This is a genomic window from Salmonella sp. K21076, from assembly GCF_039650795.1.
Classification (GTDB): domain Bacteria; phylum Pseudomonadota; class Gammaproteobacteria; order Enterobacterales; family Enterobacteriaceae; genus Salmonella; species Salmonella enterica.
The window spans coordinates 137388-153635 of the sequence record NZ_JBCLYA010000007.1; the positions used below are offsets into that span (position 1 = coordinate 137388).

15 protein-coding genes, 2 tRNA genes and 1 pseudogene are annotated in these 16248 nt (G+C 53.4%); 10 read left to right on the forward strand and 8 right to left on the reverse strand.

Annotated features, from left to right (window positions below):
- The first annotated feature begins 210 nt into the window (after window positions 1-210).
- From tagK to AAYN39_RS03345, 6 genes and pseudogenes are all read left to right on the forward strand, one after another.
- Window positions 211-1113 carry a type VI secretion system-associated protein TagK gene (gene tagK / locus AAYN39_RS03320; protein WP_000806676.1) on the forward strand — a complete coding sequence of 301 codons (903 nt, stop codon included), beginning with the start codon at window positions 211-213 and terminating at the stop codon, window positions 1111-1113.
- Entirely contained in the window at window positions 1100-1924 is an 825-nt protein-coding gene (locus AAYN39_RS03325; RefSeq protein ID WP_000750542.1) for a type VI secretion system accessory protein TagJ, read from the forward strand. Before tagK ends, AAYN39_RS03325 begins: the two co-directional genes overlap by 14 nt.
- Window positions 1921-2415, forward strand: coding sequence for a type VI secretion system baseplate subunit TssE (gene tssE, locus AAYN39_RS03330; protein ID WP_000108006.1), 495 nt, complete (start codon window positions 1921-1923; stop codon window positions 2413-2415). The genes AAYN39_RS03325 and tssE overlap by 4 nt, the downstream gene beginning before the upstream one ends.
- Before the next feature lie 15 nt (window positions 2416-2430).
- On the forward strand, window positions 2431-4314 hold the full coding sequence (gene tssF / locus AAYN39_RS03335; protein WP_000371495.1) for a type VI secretion system baseplate subunit TssF: 1884 nt from the start codon (window positions 2431-2433) through the stop codon (window positions 4312-4314).
- The gene (gene tssG / locus AAYN39_RS03340) at window positions 4311-5306 is read left to right on the forward strand and encodes a type VI secretion system baseplate subunit TssG (protein ID WP_000145233.1); all 996 of its coding nucleotides are present in this window, start codon (window positions 4311-4313) and stop codon (window positions 5304-5306) included. Before tssF ends, tssG begins: the two co-directional genes overlap by 4 nt.
- A gap of 10 nt (window positions 5307-5316) precedes the next feature.
- Window positions 5317-6371: pseudogene (locus tag AAYN39_RS03345) on the forward strand (ImpA family type VI secretion system protein).
- Window positions 6372-6690: 319 nt separating this feature from the next.
- Here AAYN39_RS03345 and AAYN39_RS03350 read toward each other — a convergent pair.
- Together AAYN39_RS03350 and dnaQ are read right to left on the reverse strand one after the other, a co-directional pair.
- A tRNA-Asp gene (locus tag AAYN39_RS03350) sits at window positions 6691-6767 on the reverse strand.
- A 133-nt stretch (window positions 6768-6900) separates the two neighbouring features.
- A complete protein-coding gene (gene dnaQ, locus AAYN39_RS03355) occupies window positions 6901-7632 on the reverse strand; it encodes a DNA polymerase III subunit epsilon (protein ID WP_001670675.1) in 732 nt (243 codons plus the stop codon).
- A 63-nt stretch (window positions 7633-7695) separates the two neighbouring features.
- On the opposite strand from dnaQ, the gene rnhA reads away from it, so the two are divergent.
- A complete protein-coding gene (gene rnhA / locus AAYN39_RS03360; RefSeq protein ID WP_000917872.1) occupies window positions 7696-8163 on the forward strand; it encodes a ribonuclease HI in 468 nt (155 codons plus the stop codon).
- On the opposite strand, the gene AAYN39_RS03365 is transcribed toward rnhA, so the two are convergent.
- Window positions 8160-8882, reverse strand: a complete 723-nt coding sequence (locus tag AAYN39_RS03365; protein WP_000801233.1) for a class I SAM-dependent methyltransferase — start codon at window positions 8880-8882, stop codon at window positions 8160-8162. The two genes, rnhA and AAYN39_RS03365, sit on opposite strands and share 4 nt — an antisense overlap.
- Before the next feature lie 34 nt (window positions 8883-8916).
- Here AAYN39_RS03365 and gloB point away from each other — a divergent pair, with 34 nt between their 5' ends.
- Together gloB and mltD are read left to right on the forward strand one after the other, a co-directional pair.
- Window positions 8917-9672, forward strand: a complete 756-nt coding sequence (gloB, locus tag AAYN39_RS03370; protein WP_001052766.1) for a hydroxyacylglutathione hydrolase — start codon at window positions 8917-8919, stop codon at window positions 9670-9672.
- 71 nt (window positions 9673-9743) lie between these two features.
- A complete protein-coding gene (mltD, locus tag AAYN39_RS03375; RefSeq protein ID WP_000644706.1) occupies window positions 9744-11111 on the forward strand; it encodes a murein transglycosylase D in 1368 nt (455 codons plus the stop codon).
- A 55-nt stretch (window positions 11112-11166) separates the two neighbouring features.
- Here mltD and AAYN39_RS03380 read toward each other — a convergent pair whose 3' ends face one another.
- From AAYN39_RS03380 to AAYN39_RS03390, 3 genes are all read right to left on the reverse strand, one after another.
- Entirely contained in the window at window positions 11167-11937 is a 771-nt protein-coding gene (locus AAYN39_RS03380; RefSeq protein WP_000207227.1) for a class I SAM-dependent methyltransferase, read from the reverse strand.
- A 77-nt stretch (window positions 11938-12014) separates the two neighbouring features.
- Complete coding sequence (locus tag AAYN39_RS03385) at window positions 12015-12815, reverse strand: endonuclease/exonuclease/phosphatase family protein (RefSeq protein ID WP_001230964.1); 801 nt, start codon at window positions 12813-12815, stop codon at window positions 12015-12017.
- A gap of 131 nt (window positions 12816-12946) precedes the next feature.
- Window positions 12947-14122, reverse strand: coding sequence for an MFS transporter (locus tag AAYN39_RS03390; protein ID WP_001127546.1), 1176 nt, complete (start codon window positions 14120-14122; stop codon window positions 12947-12949).
- Window positions 14123-14226: 104 nt separating this feature from the next.
- On the opposite strand from AAYN39_RS03390, the gene yafC reads away from it, so the two are divergent.
- Window positions 14227-15141 (forward strand): DNA-binding transcriptional regulator YafC, encoded by a 915-nt coding sequence (yafC, locus tag AAYN39_RS03395; protein ID WP_000648539.1) that lies wholly within the window; start codon window positions 14227-14229, stop codon window positions 15139-15141.
- Window positions 15142-15161: 20 nt separating this feature from the next.
- Here yafC and dkgB read toward each other — a convergent pair whose 3' ends face one another.
- Both dkgB and AAYN39_RS03405 read right to left on the reverse strand, forming a co-directional pair.
- On the reverse strand, window positions 15162-15965 hold the full coding sequence (gene dkgB, locus AAYN39_RS03400; protein WP_000154870.1) for a 2,5-didehydrogluconate reductase DkgB: 804 nt from the start codon (window positions 15963-15965) through the stop codon (window positions 15162-15164).
- Between the two features lie 164 nt (window positions 15966-16129).
- Window positions 16130-16206, reverse strand: a tRNA-Asp gene (locus AAYN39_RS03405).
- Window positions 16207-16248: the final 42 nt, after the last annotated feature.

Consider the following 16248-nt stretch of genomic DNA (forward strand, 5'->3'; position numbering starts at 1 on the left):
CAATGAACAACAAGATAAAAATCGCAATTACAGAATTAAAAGAAATAATATTTCAAAAAAGACATCTATGCATACAACAATGCATTCACGACGAAAATAATAAAAAGGGTGTCATCAATAATGACTCCCTATGAATTTAGTTAAAATTATTTATGAATTAAAACTCCCTAAACGTTTCCTCCAGAAAAATAAATACATTTAAGGGACATAATGAAACAAGACATGTGGGAATTACGGAAAATACAGTCGCAGGGTATAACGGATAACGCACAGTATCCCGCAGGGACATACATCGTATTTACTGCCGCCGCCCCCTACATTCCGCTTTTTGAGCAACATGGGAAAGACGATATCGCGCTCAGTCTTGTTCGCCACGAAGAGGCGTGGTGGATTGTTAATCACTCGGATGAACTGTGCTGTGCCGTCAATGAGCAGGTGATGGAACCTCATCACCGTATGCGGCTGAATGATGGAGATACGATTGAATGGGGTCTGTCATCCTGGTGCCTTGCCCGCACCAATGATGAGTCCCGTCCCGATGTTTCGTTTCCTCAGTTGGTTCAGTCATCTGAATCCGTTGCTGAGTACCTGGATCTGGACTGGTTTAAACAACAACAGCTCAATCCGCAGAACCCGTTCGATATTATTCCCGTCCGGGAAACCGCGCCCTCTTACACCGGCCATGAAGCGGATAGCACGCTACACCAGCTTTACCAGGAATATCAGCAGGCCTTGCGGCCCTCCGGGCAGGAAAAGCCCCTCCGTCCTAAACCGTTTCCCCGAAATGAAGACGCTGTCACCCAGGATTTGACGTCGTTATACGATAAAAAGGGCGATACCGACACGTTACAGGATATGGTGGCAGGCGCGCCCGGTATTGATGCCATTCTGGATACGCTGGACACGACCGGTGAGGGTGAAATGCACTGGCTGGCGATGGAATCAATGCCCGATATCCTACAACTGCTCTCGCCGGAAATGGGGGGGAAAACCGCACATAGCGAGATACTGCCCGATCTGACCCGCCGCGAGCATCGTATTATTGGCATCGATAGCCACTACCGAATCACTCCGACACAGAAAAATGGAAATACCGCCCATGAAAAAAACTGACACGCTTCCTGCTACCCTGTCCGCGCTGCTACAGGAATACTCTATTGCGGAGGGGATTCAGATGGCGGAGCAGCAGGTTCGGGAAAATCCGGCGAAGGCGCTCTGCCGCCACAGCCTGTTTCAGTTGCTGTGTGTGGCCGGAGACTGGGCGCGGGCGCTACACCAGCTTCAGCTCTGTGCCAGGATGGAGGCAAATTATACCCAGGAGGCCCGGCTGTACCGGGAGCTGGTTTGCTGCGAAATGTTCCGCCACACCGTTTTTCAGGGTGAACAACGACCCGGTTTTCTTCTGCCGCAGCCCGTTTGGGTGGAGTCACTGCTGGCGGCACTCGCCTGTCATGACGATACCGGTGAGGTTGATAAACACCGTAATACCGCACTGGAAGCCATAACAGACACGGGCGGGCAGTGGAACGGCGGCGCATTTGACTGGGCGAGCGACAGCGATTCCCGCCTTGGCCCGGTACTTGAGCTGGTCACCGGCGGCGTGTATATCTGGCTACCGTTTTCGCAAATACGCTCGCTGGAATCGCCGCAACCGACGCGCCTGACCGATCTGCTGTGGAAACCCGTTAATATCACCCTGGTGAATGGCGATACGCACGGTGCCTGGCTCTTTACCCGTTACAGCGGTTCGGAAAGTGCATCTGACGCCCTGCGTCTGTGCCGGGAAACCGCCTGGCAGGACGGCCCCGGCGAAACCACCGTGCGAGCGCTGGGGCAGAAAGTGTGGCTGACCAGCCACGGCGATATCAGCCTGCTGGACATGACCCATTGTACCTTTCATGCTCAGGAAAACGATGGCGCATGAGCACGTCTCGTTTTACACCCGCTAACCACCTGCTGCCTACGCTGTTTGATCGGCTGTGTGACAATGCTCCGTATCAGAAAATTGACCGGGATATCAGCGTCACGCCGGTACAACTGAAGGAGATCATTCGTCGGGATCTCTCCTTTTTGCTCAATACCATTAGCCACGAGGGTGACATCGACGCCCGGCGCTATCCGCAGGCGGCGGCGTCAGTGCTCAACTATGGCCTGCCGCCGCTGGCGGGCAGCTTTATGTATGAGCACAAGTGGGACGATATCAGCGAGGCGATCCGGCGCGCCATTATCCGTTTCGAACCCCGGCTGAACGCCGCCACACTCAGGGTCACGCCCTTGCTCGATGAAGCCCGGCAGGGTAGCTATAACACGCTACAGTTTGAAATTCGCGGACAAATTCTGACGCAGCCGTATCCCACGGAGTTTCTGGTACGCAGCGCGCTGGATATGGAGCTGAGCCGCATTACGTTCTTTTAATACAGGGCATTATTCATGGATCCACGGCTACTGGAGTATTACAACCGCGAACTGAGTTACCTGCGGGAGACCGGTGCTGAGTTCGCCACCCTCCATCCCAAAATTGCCGCCCGACTGGGGATGCAGGGAACCGATATTGCCGACCCGTATGTGGAACGCATGATCGAGGCGTTCAGCTTTCTGAGCGCCCGCACTCAGCTAAAAATTGACGCCGAATTTCCCCGCTTCACACAGCGGTTACTGGAAGTCGTCAACCCCAATTACGTCACCCCCACGCCATCGATGGCAGTGGTAAAGCTGTATCCCGATACGCAGGAAGGCGACCTGGCGAAAGGGGTCACCGTGCCGCGCGATACCGCGTTCGTTTCCCCCATCCCGGAAGGCGAAAATACCGCCTGCCAGTTTCGCAGCAGCCAGGACGTCACGCTGTGGCCGCTGTCCATCGAGGAGGTACGCCTGACCGCCGCGCCGCCGGATATGCCCGCCCTGCACCGCTATCTGCCGCCTAATATTCATGTCGCCGGGGCATTGCGCATCACCCTGCGAACCTTCGGGGAACTGGCTTTCAGCGAGCTGGCCGGTCCGGCACGGCTGCCCTTTTACCTCTGCGGCGAAGAACGCATTGCGTCACACCTGTTTGAGCTGCTACATACCAGCGCCGTCGCCACACTGGCCGGAGAACCCGGTCACTTTGACGGCGAACTGAATGTGAATCTTCAACACCCGGTGGCGCACGAAGGGCTGGAGCCAGGGCAGGGGCTGCTGCCGCTCGCCTGGAACGTGTTTCATGGGCATAATCTGCTGCATGAATTTTTCGCCTGTCCGGAACGGTTTTACTTCTTCACCCCGACCGGATTGTCTGCCGGTCTACAAAAGGTGCAGGGCAATGTGGCGGAAATTGTTATACTGCTTAACCGCCTGCCGCCGGACTGGCTGATTCATCAGACGGACGCCGCACAGTTCAGCCTGTTCTGTACGCCGGTGATCAACCTGTTTCCCCGCACCACCACCCGGATTGAAGTCACTCACAGCGTGACGGAACAGCATCTGGTGGTGGATCGTACCCGTCCGCTGGATTACGAGGTGTTTTCTGTCCAGGAAGTCGAAGGCCTGGAAGCGGAAACCACACGGAAGATGATTTTTCGTCCGCTGTATCACACCCGTAATAATGACGAAGGCAACCACGGGCGTTATTTTTCACTGCGTCGTGAGCCGCGCCGATCGTCAGAAAGCGCCCGCCGCTATGGCACCCGAACCCCCTATACCGGCTCGGAAGTCTTCCTCTCGCTGGTTGATCAGCATGAAGCGCCCTACCCGGAAAATCTGCGCCATATCACCGTCACGGCAATGGTGACTAACCGCGATCTGCCCTGCCTTATTCCACGTAATGGCCGGGATGATCTGACCGTAGATGCGGCGATTCCGGTGGCGGGCGTGGGTCTTATCAGACCGCCGCGCCCGCCGCAGCCGCCGCTGGCTGAACGCGAAATGGCCTGGCGGCTGATCCGGCAGTTGTCGTTTAATTATCTGCCGCTGGCCGATCTGGATCACCGCACCGGCGGCCAGGCGCTGCGCGATCTGCTGAACCTGTTTATCCCGGCTCACGACAGCCCGCAGTCGCGCCAGGTGCGCAGCCTGATTGGCTGCAAAACCACCCCGGTGACCCGCCGCCTACCCGGCTCCGGCCTGTTGGTCTATGGCCGGGGCGTCAGTTGCGAACTGACCGTGGACGAAGAAGGATTTTCCGGTATCAGTCCTTACCTGTTCGGTCTGGTGCTGGAACACTATATTGCCCGCCATGTTTCCATTAATACCTTCTCGCAGATGACACTGCACTCGATGCAACGCGGGCATGTCATGACCTGGCCGGTCAGAACCGGGCAACGGGGGAGCGTATGACCGGCGCTCTCGACCAGGCGCAGAAAGCCCCCTGGCGTTACGGATTCCTGAACCTGATGCGACGCGTGGATGCCCAGCTCTGTGATACTCCGGCAGGCAGTATCTGGCAGCCTCGGATGGAAAAATTCCGTCTGGGACAGACGCCGACGATGACCTTTGCACCACGGGAAATCGCCCAGGTCAGCTGGCAGGATGGACGCCTGCACCTGAGCCTGTACAGCCTCGGACTATGGGGGCCAAACGGCCCGTTGCCGCTGCACTATACCGAGCTGGCGCTAAATCGCTCAGAGAGTCGTCACGATCCGACGCTGGTTCATTTTTCCAATATTTTTCACTACCGCTGGCTGACGCAGTTCTGGCAGGCATGGCGCAGCGGCCAGTCCGCTGGTGGCGGGCTGGACAAACCGGAACACGACCGTTTTGCGTTTTATATCGCCAGTATCAGCGGGCAGGATCTACGGGAAAGCGCCGAAAGCCCGCTGTCAGATCATGTTCGCCTGGCGGCCTCCGCCCATCTGGTACGCGAGTCGCGCAATCCTGACGGGCTGGCCGCCACGCTGGCGCACTATTTCAGCGTACCTTTTGCGGTGAAAGAGTTTGCCCTGCACTGGATAACGGTGGCGAACGATGAAATCACCCGTCTGGGCACGCCCGCGCAGTCTTCGGTGCTGGGCAACGGGGCGCTTATCGGCCAGGCCGTACCGGATATGCAGTACAAATTCCGGCTAATTATCGGCCCGCTCACGCTGGAGGATTACCTGCGTTTTCTGCCCGGCGGCAACAATCTGCCCGTGCTGACAGAACTGGTGCGTACGTTCATCGGTTTTGAATATTGCTGGGAAATTGAGCTGCAGTTGAAGCCCCATGCCGCACCGCCTGCGGTGATCGGCGGCGCGCAGCGGCTTGGCTGGACGGCCTGGGCAGGTAAAGCCATGCATGACCGTCCGGTGACCGGCATGATTTTTGAACCTGAACACGGCTTAACCCACTGAGAGTAATGATATGGACATGTCCCTGACTAAACCGGTAAGCGCGGAACAACCCTGCGGCCCCGATCCGGAGTACGATCCGGAATACCTGCTGCTGTTCAGCCGCGCCGCCCCCCAGGCGGAGGCGCAATATGGTGATTTTGTCAGTACGCCGGAAGCCGTGAACTGGCCGGAAATTGAGCGTGATGCGCGCCGTCTGCTCACGCGCAGTAAGGATATCCGGGTGTTGATCCTGCTGCTGCGCAGTCGCATCCAGCAGGCTGGCGCACAGGGACTGGCGGAAATGCTCACACAACTGGCAGAACTGAGCGTAATCTGGTCTGATGCACTCCATCCACAGCTGCTTACCGGCGAAGGCGCATCCGCAGAATCTATTGAAGATGCGGCGCTGGCGCGCAGTAATGCCCTGGCGGCGCGCTGGATCACGAAGGCGTGATGGCAGACATTCGCGGTATCACGCTGTCAAACAGTGCCGCCCTGCACCTGCAGGTACGGGACGTGGAGCGCGCGTTATCCGCCCCTCGCCCGGCTGATGCGCTGGCCCCCGAATCCGTCCGCCAGCAACTGGCAGACCTCGAAGCCCGTGGGGCATTACCGCTAGCGGCGTTTCGCGAAGCGCAGGAAAGCGCAGAACGCCTGCAAGTGTGGGCGCGTGAGACATTAGGCGATCTGGCTCCAGATTTTTCACGCCTGCGGCAGTTGTTAGCGCTGCTGCCTGACGTGGTACAGACAACCACGCCGGAAATCCCTCCGTCGCCAGCGCCAGCGCCAGCTCCCGCAGGCACGGTTATGGATAATGCCATTCCTGCACGGGCAGAGGATGTGCCGCCTGTCAACGCGCCACCCGGTATATCTATCCCACACAATGCTGAACCGGGGCCAATTCGCGATCGTAATGATGCGCTGGAACGCCTGCGGTGCATTCGTCGCTGGTTTGAGAGCAGTGAACCCAGCAGCCCGACCATCCCACTATTACGTCAGGCTGAAAGACTGGTGGGAAAACGGTTCTCGGAGGTGATCAATGAGATCCCGGTGGAGTTGCTGGAGAAGTGGGATGCCCTGGAGTGATGATGCGCATGTCTGGCGGTTCTCCGTGATTATCTGAGTGACATCAACATTACTCGGTCTGCTTCTGCGCTGAACATGTCCCGATCCCGGTTAAGCACCGCCATGAGGCCGCGCCTTAAATGTCAGTGGGACAAAATAACCATGACAGTGAAAGAAGTGGCGGTAATATCCTGTTCGTCATCCAGGCGTAGGCCCATTTGCGCCAGATTCCACGATAGACGGTGGAACTTCTTGAAGACGAAAAAAAACCGTATCCCTTTTACAGTGATACGGTTTTTTTACTTCACAGGATGTATAAAAACACCCTGAGATTTGTATCTGGCGGAACGGACGGGACTCGAACCCGCGACCCCCTGCGTGACAGGCAGGTATTCTAACCAACTGAACTACCGCTCCGTGATGTTCCCGCTGGGAACGAGGCGAATATTACGGTTTGCGGTGTCGCCCGTCAACGCTTTTTCTCACCTTTTGAATCAGTTGCTGCAAAAATCGCCCGAAGGATGATTTTTATAGCCTAAAAAGGAATAAATTATGCCCGCCAAAGGCAACTTCCGCCCTTTTTCTGCACCAGATCAAGCCGCGATTCATGCGCAGCCAGCTCTTCCTCAGAGGCAAAAACGACCCGTAACCGGCTGGCCTGGCGAACGATTCGCTGAATGGTCGCTTCACCTTGCTGCCGTTGCGTCTCTCCTTCCATCGCAAACGTCATGGACGTTTGTCCGCCCGTCATCGCCAGATACACTTCGGCAAGGATCTGGGCATCGAGCAATGCGCCGTGCAAAGTACGTTTGCTATTATCTATCTCATAACGCGAACACAGCGCATCAAGGCTGTTACGCTTGCCGGGGAACATTTTCCGCGCCAACGCCAGGCTATCGGTAACTTTGCAGAAAGTATTGGTTTTAGGAATATCGCGTTTAAGCAGACCAAACTCATAATCCATAAAGCCGATATCGAACGATGCGTTATGGATGACCAGCTCCGCGCCGCGGATATAATCGAGAAACTCATCGACCACATCAGCAAAAACCGGCTTATCCAGCAGAAACTCATCGGCAATACCGTGTACGCCAAACGCTTCCGGATCCACCAGCCGATCCGGCTTCAGGTAAACATGAAAATTGTTGCCGGTCAGACGACGGTTTATCACCTCAACCGCACCGATCTCAATAATCTTGTGACCTTCATAGTGCGCGCCTATCTGGTTCATACCGGTGGTTTCGGTATCGAGGACAATCTGTCGTGTAATTGCAGTGCTCATATCGGTCATTTATGTCAGACTTGCGTTTTGTTATCGATTTCAATTACAGGAAGTCTACCAGAGATGCTTAAACAGGTAGAAATTTTCACCGATGGCTCTTGCCTGGGGAATCCAGGGCCTGGTGGTTATGGCGCTATCTTACGCTATCGCGGTCATGAAAAAACGTTTAGTGAAGGTTACACGCTGACCACCAATAACCGTATGGAACTGATGGCGGCGATCGTCGCGCTTGAAGCGTTAAAAGAACATTGCGAAGTGACATTGAGCACCGACAGCCAATATGTGCGGCAAGGAATTACCCAATGGATTCATAACTGGAAGAAACGCGGCTGGAAAACAGCGGAAAAGAAACCTGTAAAAAATGTCGATCTCTGGAAACGTCTCGATGCTGCGTTAGGCCAGCATCAGATCAAATGGGTATGGGTCAAAGGCCATGCAGGCCATCCCGAAAACGAGCGTTGTGATGAACTGGCGCGCGCCGCGGCAATGAATCCCACGCAGGAAGATAGTGGCTACCAGGCAGAAGCTTAGCCATCCGGTTTGCGATATTGCCGGGTGGCGCCAACGGTCTGGCGGATAGGGGTTTTACTTTTATTATGTCGCAGCGGATTAAGCGTAAGCGGAATGGTCCGCTTACGGGCCACAATAAGCTGTAAACAGCCCAGCGCCGGGATATGCGTATTTAAAAGCCGCCCTCCCTGCTTTTTCCAGGGTAAGACATGAAAACGGCTATAATGTAGCACTTCGAAATTGAGTAAAGACAGCCAGTCCAGTTGCCGCATAAGGGTAAACATCCGACTATTATAGGGCGGTGTTTTACGTAAAACGAGTACCAGTTTACGTAACCCCATCAAACTCAGCGGGTTAAATCCACTGATGACCAGCCAACCGTCATCAATCAATACGCGGTCGGCTTCCCGCAATAAACGGTGCGGGTCGGTACACCACGGCAAAGTATGCGCCAGCAGACAAACATCGACGGATTTATCCGCAAAAGGAAGATGTAGCGGATCGGCCAGAACCTGCATCGGCGACCCCTGCGATGAAACATTCACTTGATGGGAGACCGCGCACGCTTCGGAATTGATTTCTGCGCTTAAATTACCGATTTTAAGCAAATGGAAACCATACATTTTTGCAAACCACGGATTTAGCTGCTGTTCCAGCGCCTCACGGTAGTAATTGCCCCAGGGCAACTCACCCCAACATCCGGGCGCAACGACAGTTTGAGAGAGCCTTGCCGGTTTCATCGCAACCTTCCGCTAATTATTTGAGAGGTAATATATGAATCTTAACAGTATTCCCGCGTTTCAGGACAATTACATCTGGGTGCTGACCAATGATGAAGGCCGCTGTGTGATTGTTGATCCCGGCGAAGCGGCCCCCGTCTTAAAGGCCATTGCTGCACATAAGTGGATGCCGGAGGCGATTTTTCTGACGCATCACCATTACGACCATGTTGGCGGAGTCAAAGAGCTGTTGCAACACTTCCCGCAAATGACGGTTTATGGACCGGCGGAAACGCAAGACAAGGGAGCAACCCATCTTGTTGGCGATGGCGATACTATTCGCGTTTTAGGCGAGAAATTTACTCTTTTTGCCACGCCGGGCCACACGTTAGGACACGTCTGTTACTTTAGCCATCCTTACTTGTTCTGCGGCGACACGCTGTTCTCTGGCGGCTGTGGTAGATTGTTTGAAGGCACGCCATCACAGATGTATCAGTCACTTATGAAAATTAACTCTCTGCCTGACGACACACTCATTTGCAGCGCTCACGAATACACTTTAGCTAACATTAAGTTCGCATTGAGCATACTTCCGCACGATTCGTTCATAAATGAATATTATCGTAAAGTTAAAGAGTTACGTGTAAAAAAACAAATGACACTACCCGTTATTCTTAAAAATGAGCGTAAGATTAATCTTTTTTTAAGAACTGAAGATATTGATTTAATTAATGAAATAAACAAAGAAACAATATTGCAACAACCAGAAGCGCGTTTTGCATGGTTAAGGTCAAAGAAAGACACGTTCTGATAATTCTTACTTGTCATTCGCTAACTTCGCCGTTATGATCGGTCGTCTTTTAAGCAACTATTGACACACACATGAAGGCAAAAGCGATATTACTCGCCTCTGTCCTGCTTGTGGGGTGCCAGACATCTCAGAACACTGGCAACGTCCAACAGCACGCACAGAGCCTTTCTGCAGCTGGTCAAGGGGAAGCAGGAAAGTTTACGAGTCAGGCACGATGGATGGACGACGGAACGTCTATCGCGCCAGATCAGGACTTGTGGGCTTTCATTGGCGACGAGCTAAAGATGGGAATTCCGGAAAACAGCCGGATTCGCGAACAGAAACAGAAGTATTTACGCAATAAGAGCTATCTCCACGATGTAACTTTACGGGCAGAGCCGTATATGTACTGGATAGCGGGGCAGGTTAAGAAACGTAACATGCCTATGGAGCTGGTACTACTACCCATAGTGGAGAGCGCTTTTGATCCTCACGCAACGTCTGGCGCCAATGCCGCAGGCATCTGGCAGATCATACCGAGCACAGGGCGCAATTATGGTTTAAAGCAGACCCGTAATTATGACGCGCGTCGCGATGTTGTAGCCTCTACGACCGCCGCGTTAGACATGATGCAGCGTCTGAACAAAATGTTTGACGGCGACTGGCTGTTAACTGTTGCAGCGTATAACAGCGGCGAAGGCCGTGTTATGCGGGCAATTAAAGCAAACAAAGCGCGTGGAAAACCGACGGATTTCTGGTCGCTTTCTTTGCCCAGAGAAACGAAACTCTACGTACCTAAGATGCTGGCATTGAGTGAAATTCTCAAAAACAGCAAACGCTACGGCGTACGTCTGCCAACAACAGATGAAAGCCGAGCGCTGGCACGAGTTCGTTTAAACAGTCCAGTTGAAATGGCCCAGGTTGCGGATATGGCGGGCATGTCTATCAGCAAGCTGAAGACGTTTAATGCCGGTGTAAAAGGGTCTACCTTAGGCGTAAGCGGTCCGCAATATGTTATGGTGCCCAAAAAGCATGCCGAGCAGTTGCGTGAGTCGCTGGCTTCCGGTGAGATTGACGCCGTTCAGTCCCAACTGATCGCCGACAATACGCCGTTGAATAGCCGTAGCTATAAGGTGCGCTCTGGCGATACGCTTTCCGGTATTGCTTCGCGGCTTGGCGTAAGCACGAAGGACTTGCAGCAGTGGAACAACCTGCGTGGTTCCCGCCTGAAAATCGGGCAAAGCCTGACCGTGGGCGCTGGCAGCAGCGCGCAACGACTGGCAAACAATAGCGATAGCATTACCTATCGTGTCCGTAAAGGCGATTCGCTTTCCAGTATCGCCAGACGTCACGGGGTGAATATCAAAGATGTGATGCGCTGGAACCATGATACGGATAATCTACAACCGGGCGATCAGCTTACGTTGTTTGTGAAGGACAATAGCACGCCAGACTCCTGATATTGTCCGACGAAAAAGCCAAAAGGCGCCGCTTCCCCCGGCGCCTTTTAAATTGTTATACCGCTTTATGCGCTTCCAGCATGATAGTATCGCTGCTAAACGAGCCGTCATCCTGCAACTCAAAATAACGCTTCACCTCTACCGGGGCGCTCGCCTGATATAATCGAATCGCCTCAACCAACGGCGCTGGCGTACGCATCCGCGTTACCCATGAGCGAAACTCCAGCGATAAACGATCGGTTATCACGGTATTCGTTACCAGCATCGCGTTATTGACCATCGCCAGCCATTCACCACTGGAATAGTTACGGACATGCGACGTGTCGCGTAACGCCTCCACCGTTTGCAGCCAGATATCGCGTACAGGATGTCCAGGCGACATGACATCCATGATAATCAGCACGCCGCCGGGTTTTAATACACGATAAACCTCACGCAATGCCTGACCAACGTCGTGCCAGTGATGCGCGGAATAGCGGCTAATCACCACCTCAAACGATGCATCTTCAAAGGGCAGTTTTTCGGCATAGCCTTGCCGGAGAGTAATATTACTTAAATGTCTTTCTTCCGCCGCTCCAGCGACAACCTCAAGCATGCTGGCGGATAAATCGTATGCCACGACCGAATTGACATGTTGCGCAGCGACAAAACTCGCGTGTCCAGCCCCACATCCCATATCCAGTACGCTCGCGTGGGAAAAATCAGACAACCTTTGCGCCAGCCGCGCTAAGTCACGACCCGCTGCGTGAACGGCGCTATGTAAATAGGCGTTCGCCTGTGAACCAAACTGCTTTTCAACATTGTCATGGTGGGAATGCGTTGTCATGGTAGTGCCCTTCTGTTATGAGAAAAATAGAGGGCAGCACCCGCAGAGGCCTGCCCCACGGCAGACCTGACTCACCTTTATTGCTCAGGTTTGCCGGGACTGAATTCAACGAGTAGCGGATTGTGATCGGAAGCGCGCGTCACCAGTACGGAGGCTTCATTCACGTTTAAACCACGATAAAAAACAAAATCCAGCGGTCGTCCAAACGCACGACGGCGTTGATCGTCAGTGAAACGCACCTGGCGCAGCGACATCTCACGTGCAAAGCGGTACAACGCATTCATACGTGGGCGGCTCCAGGCATTAAAATCACCCGCCATAATGACAGGGCCGCTATGGTGCGCAATCTGGTCGCCGATCGGAAGTAACTGCTTACTGTATACGTCCACGCCCAGACTAAAATTTACCGCATGAACATTTACTACCATTAATAAACGGGTATCCGGCAAGGGATATACCGTCACCAGGGCTGATTTCGCCAAACGTAAAATTGGTTCTCTTTCCCGTAAAGGGCAGCAGTAAACAGGATGGGCGGCAGAAAGCGTCATAACGCCAGACGGGTGCTGAGGTAATACAAAAGCGGGAACCTGATCGGCGGCAAGATAGTTAGCGGTGGCAAACTGTACCAGTTCAGGCGTCGTCTGGGCCTCCTGCAACAGGACCAGATGCGCATCTTTGCCGTAGTTCTTCAGCACCGATAACCATTCGGCTCGCTGCTGCTTGAATATATTCCACACGAGGATACGGATCCGCTCTTCACTGCTTAGCGGTTCCCCGGCGGGCAATGCCTGGCCAATGCTCGCAAACGACCCTAGCGGCAAAATCCGCTCGGCGGGCTGTCCGGCAACATAGCGCATCGCATAGGTGTTTTTTCGCACTTTTGACTTTCAAACCTCTGTAACGTCAACCAGTCCTCAACCGGACTGGTTCTTCTGTTATAGGGATTTTAGCACTCACTTTCAACGAACAATTGCAGTTTGTTTTGTAAGTAGGCGCTTACATCAATAATTTACTCCAGAGCAATGCGCACAGGTTTATCAAGACGTCCGCTGACGCCCATCAGCAGAAAAGCCACCAGAACAATGAGGGCGCCAATCCACGGCGTCTGCGCCAAACCGTAATGCGCCACCGTTTGTCCGCCAATCACGGAACCCAGCGCAATACCAATGTTAAACGCCGCAATGTTCAGACCTGACGCCACATCAACGGCATTAGGCGTGAATTGTTCCGCTTTCTGTACCACGTAGACCTGCAACCCCGGTACGTTACCGAAGGCAAAGATCCCCATCACCAGAATGGTAGCCAGCGCGGCATACTGCGTGGAGGCCGTCACCTGGAAGACCATCAGCAGAACAAACAGCGCGGCGAAAATGAATTTCAGAGCCGGCACGGCACCATGCTTATCCGCCAGTTTACCGCCCCAGATATTGCCGATAGCCACTGATACGCCATAACCCAGTAGGATCCAGCTTACTGCTGCCGGAGAGAATCCCGCCAGATCCTGCATCATCGGCGCCAGGAAGGTGAATGCCGTGAATACCCCGCCGTAGCCCAGCGCCGTAACGGCGTAAATCAGCAGCAGACGAGGATGAGTCAGTACTTTCACCTGGTCACGAATGCTGGCGGCCGCCCGACCAGGAATATTGGCAGGGATCAGCAGTTGACTGCTCATCAGCGCAATCACGCCTAACAGTGATACCGCAAGGAAGGTCTCACGCCAGCCAAAATGCTGACCGATAAATGTCCCCAGCGGAACACCTGTTACCAGCGCTACTGTTAAACCACCAAACATAATAGCGATAGCAGAAGCCGCTTTCTCTTTCGGCACCAGACTTGTCGCGATGGTAGAGCCAATCGAGAAGAACACGCCGTGCGCCAGGCCCGTCAGCAGACGGGCGGCGATTAATGTCATATAGCCCGGAGCCTGCCACGCCAGCAAATTCCCCGCCGTAAACAAGACCATCAGCGCGACCAGTAACTGTTTACGCGGCAGGCGTCCGGTCAGAGCGGTTAGCACCGGCGCGCCAATAGCCACACCCAGTGCATAGATTAAAACCAGCATTCCGGCAGAAGGTAACGAGACAGCCAGTTGTTGTGCAATGGTCGGCACCAGGCCGACAATCACGAACTCAGTCGTGCCAATAGCGAAGGCACTTATTGTCAGTGCAAATAAAGCGAGAGGCATACATAACTCCATAACAGCAGTAATCAGATGACACGCAGTATGCCAGGATGTTTTAATGACAAAAATAGCCAAAATATAAATTTAATTTTGCTGCAGGAGCAGAAATGAAAGCCACCTCCGAAGAACTTGCAATTTTTGTCGCTGTCGTGGAAAGCGGCAGCTTCAGCCGGGCGGCAGAGCAGCTCGGACAGGCCAATTCCGCTGTCAGTCGGGCAGTTAAAAAGCTGGAGATGAAGCTCGGCGTCAGTCTGCTTAATCGAACGACCCGACAGTTGAGCCTGACTGAAGAAGGAGAGCGATACTTCAGGCGTGTGCAGCAGATACTGCAAGAAATGGCTGCCGCAGAAACGGAAATCATGGAGTCGCGTAATACCCCACGCGGCTTACTGCGTATCGATGCGGCAACGCCGGTAATGCTGCATTTCCTGATGCCGCTGATTAAACCTTTTCGTGAACGGTATCCGGAAATAACCTTGTCTCTTGTCTCCTCAGAAACGTTCATCAATCTTATTGAACGAAAAGTGGATGTTGCGATACGCGCAGGCACGTTGACAGATTCAAGTCTGCGCGCACGTCCGTTATTTACCAGCTATCGTAAGGTTATCGCCTCACCGGATTATATTGCCCGTTTTGGCAAGCCTGAGAGCGTTGAAGAGTTAAAACAGCATCTGTGCCTGGGGTTTTCTGAACCTATCTCGCTCAATACCTGGCCGATAGCCTGTAGTGACGGACAGCTCCATGAGATCGAATGTGGGATTTCGTCCAACAGCGGGGAAACGTTAAAACAACTTTGCCTGAACGGTAACGGCATTGCATGTCTTTCAGATTATATGATTGATAAAGAGATCGCGCGGGGAGAACTGGTGGAACTGCTGGCCGATAAACGTCTGCCGGTAGAAATGCCTTTCAGCGCCGTTTACTACAGCGATCGCGCCGTCAGCACACGTATTCGGGCATTTATCGACTTTTTGAGCGAATATATAAGAACAGCCCCCGCAGGAGCTGTGAAAGAGGGGTAAAGGTACAAAGGATCGGGTAATTAATCCCAGGCAGGAGCCAGTCCTTCCGGGCTAACCAGACGATCGTTGCAGTCCAGCGCCGCGATCGCATTTTTATCTTCGGCATCCAGATGCAGATCCTGCGCCAGCAGGTTGCTTGCCAGGTTTTCACGCCTGGTGGATGAAGGGATCACCGAGTAACCTTCGCCCATTGCCCATGCCAGAATAACCTGCACCGGGGTCGCATTATGTTTAACCGCAATGCGCGCAATCACTTCATCTTTCAGCGCTTTACCGTATGCCAGCGTCATGTAAGAGGTGATATGGATACCGTGCGCTTTCGCCCAGTCAACCACCTTACGATTCTGCAGATACGGAGATAGCTCAATCTGGTTGGTGGCGATATGGTCTGCGCCCACCGCGGCAATAGCCTTTTCCATCAACGGAATAGTGAAGTTTGAGATGCCAATTTCGCGAGTCAGCCCTTGTTTTTTAGCTTCCAGCAATGCCTGCATAAATTCTTCGACAGACACGGCATCACCCGGAGATGGCCAGTGGATCAGCGTCAGATCGACATAATCGGTACGCAGTTTTTTCAGGCTCTCTTTCAGGCTTGGGATTAGCTTGTCTTTGCTAAGGTTTTCAATCCAGATCTTGGTGGTGATGTACAGCTCATTACGCGGTACGCCGCTCTCAGCAATCGCCTGTCCAACAGCCGCTTCATTATCATAGATTTGCGCAGTGTCGACAGCACGGTAGCCCAGTTCAAGCGCCGTTTTCACAGAAGCGATAACCACGTCGTCTTTCAGGCGAAAAGTACCTAAACCGAATGCAGGGATAGTCATAGAATTCCTCTTTTTAATCACTATGTTCGTTAACTGAGGGGATTATGACCTTCAGCGCTTTGTAGAAAAAGAGCGAGAAATGCAGAGGATTTTTGCGAATTGAGCAATAATTAAATCGCAGGCAAAGAAAAAGCCCTGAGCTAATGCTCAGGGCTCTTAATAAGTGGCGGAACGGACGGGACTCGAACCCGCGACCCCCTGCGTGACAGGCAGGTATTCTAACCAACTGAACTACCGCTCCACCGAATTCTTTTACAACCACTGATTTTTACATCAATTTACT

Excerpts from the sequence above, each read along its gene's own strand:
- tagK (WP_000806676.1), top strand. The coding sequence starts at position 211 with ATGAAACAAGACATGTGGGAATTACGGAAAATACAGTCGCAGGGTATA.
- AAYN39_RS03325 (WP_000750542.1), top strand. The coding sequence starts at position 1,100 with ATGAAAAAAACTGACACGCTTCCTGCTACCCTGTCCGCGCTGCTACAG.
- tssE (WP_000108006.1), top strand. The coding sequence starts at position 1,921 with ATGAGCACGTCTCGTTTTACACCCGCTAACCACCTGCTGCCTACGCTG.
- tssF (WP_000371495.1), top strand. The coding sequence starts at position 2,431 with ATGGATCCACGGCTACTGGAGTATTACAACCGCGAACTGAGTTACCTG.
- tssG (WP_000145233.1), top strand. The coding sequence starts at position 4,311 with ATGACCGGCGCTCTCGACCAGGCGCAGAAAGCCCCCTGGCGTTACGGA.
- dnaQ (WP_001670675.1), bottom strand. The coding sequence starts at position 7,632 with ATGAGCACTGCAATTACACGACAGATTGTCCTCGATACCGAAACCACC.
- rnhA (WP_000917872.1), top strand. The coding sequence starts at position 7,696 with ATGCTTAAACAGGTAGAAATTTTCACCGATGGCTCTTGCCTGGGGAAT.
- AAYN39_RS03365 (WP_000801233.1), bottom strand. The coding sequence starts at position 8,882 with ATGAAACCGGCAAGGCTCTCTCAAACTGTCGTTGCGCCCGGATGTTGG.
- gloB (WP_001052766.1), top strand. The coding sequence starts at position 8,917 with ATGAATCTTAACAGTATTCCCGCGTTTCAGGACAATTACATCTGGGTG.
- mltD (WP_000644706.1), top strand. The coding sequence starts at position 9,744 with ATGAAGGCAAAAGCGATATTACTCGCCTCTGTCCTGCTTGTGGGGTGC.
- AAYN39_RS03380 (WP_000207227.1), bottom strand. The coding sequence starts at position 11,937 with ATGACAACGCATTCCCACCATGACAATGTTGAAAAGCAGTTTGGTTCA.
- AAYN39_RS03390 (WP_001127546.1), bottom strand. The coding sequence starts at position 14,122 with ATGCCTCTCGCTTTATTTGCACTGACAATAAGTGCCTTCGCTATTGGC.
- yafC (WP_000648539.1), top strand. The coding sequence starts at position 14,227 with ATGAAAGCCACCTCCGAAGAACTTGCAATTTTTGTCGCTGTCGTGGAA.
- dkgB (WP_000154870.1), bottom strand. The coding sequence starts at position 15,965 with ATGACTATCCCTGCATTCGGTTTAGGTACTTTTCGCCTGAAAGACGAC.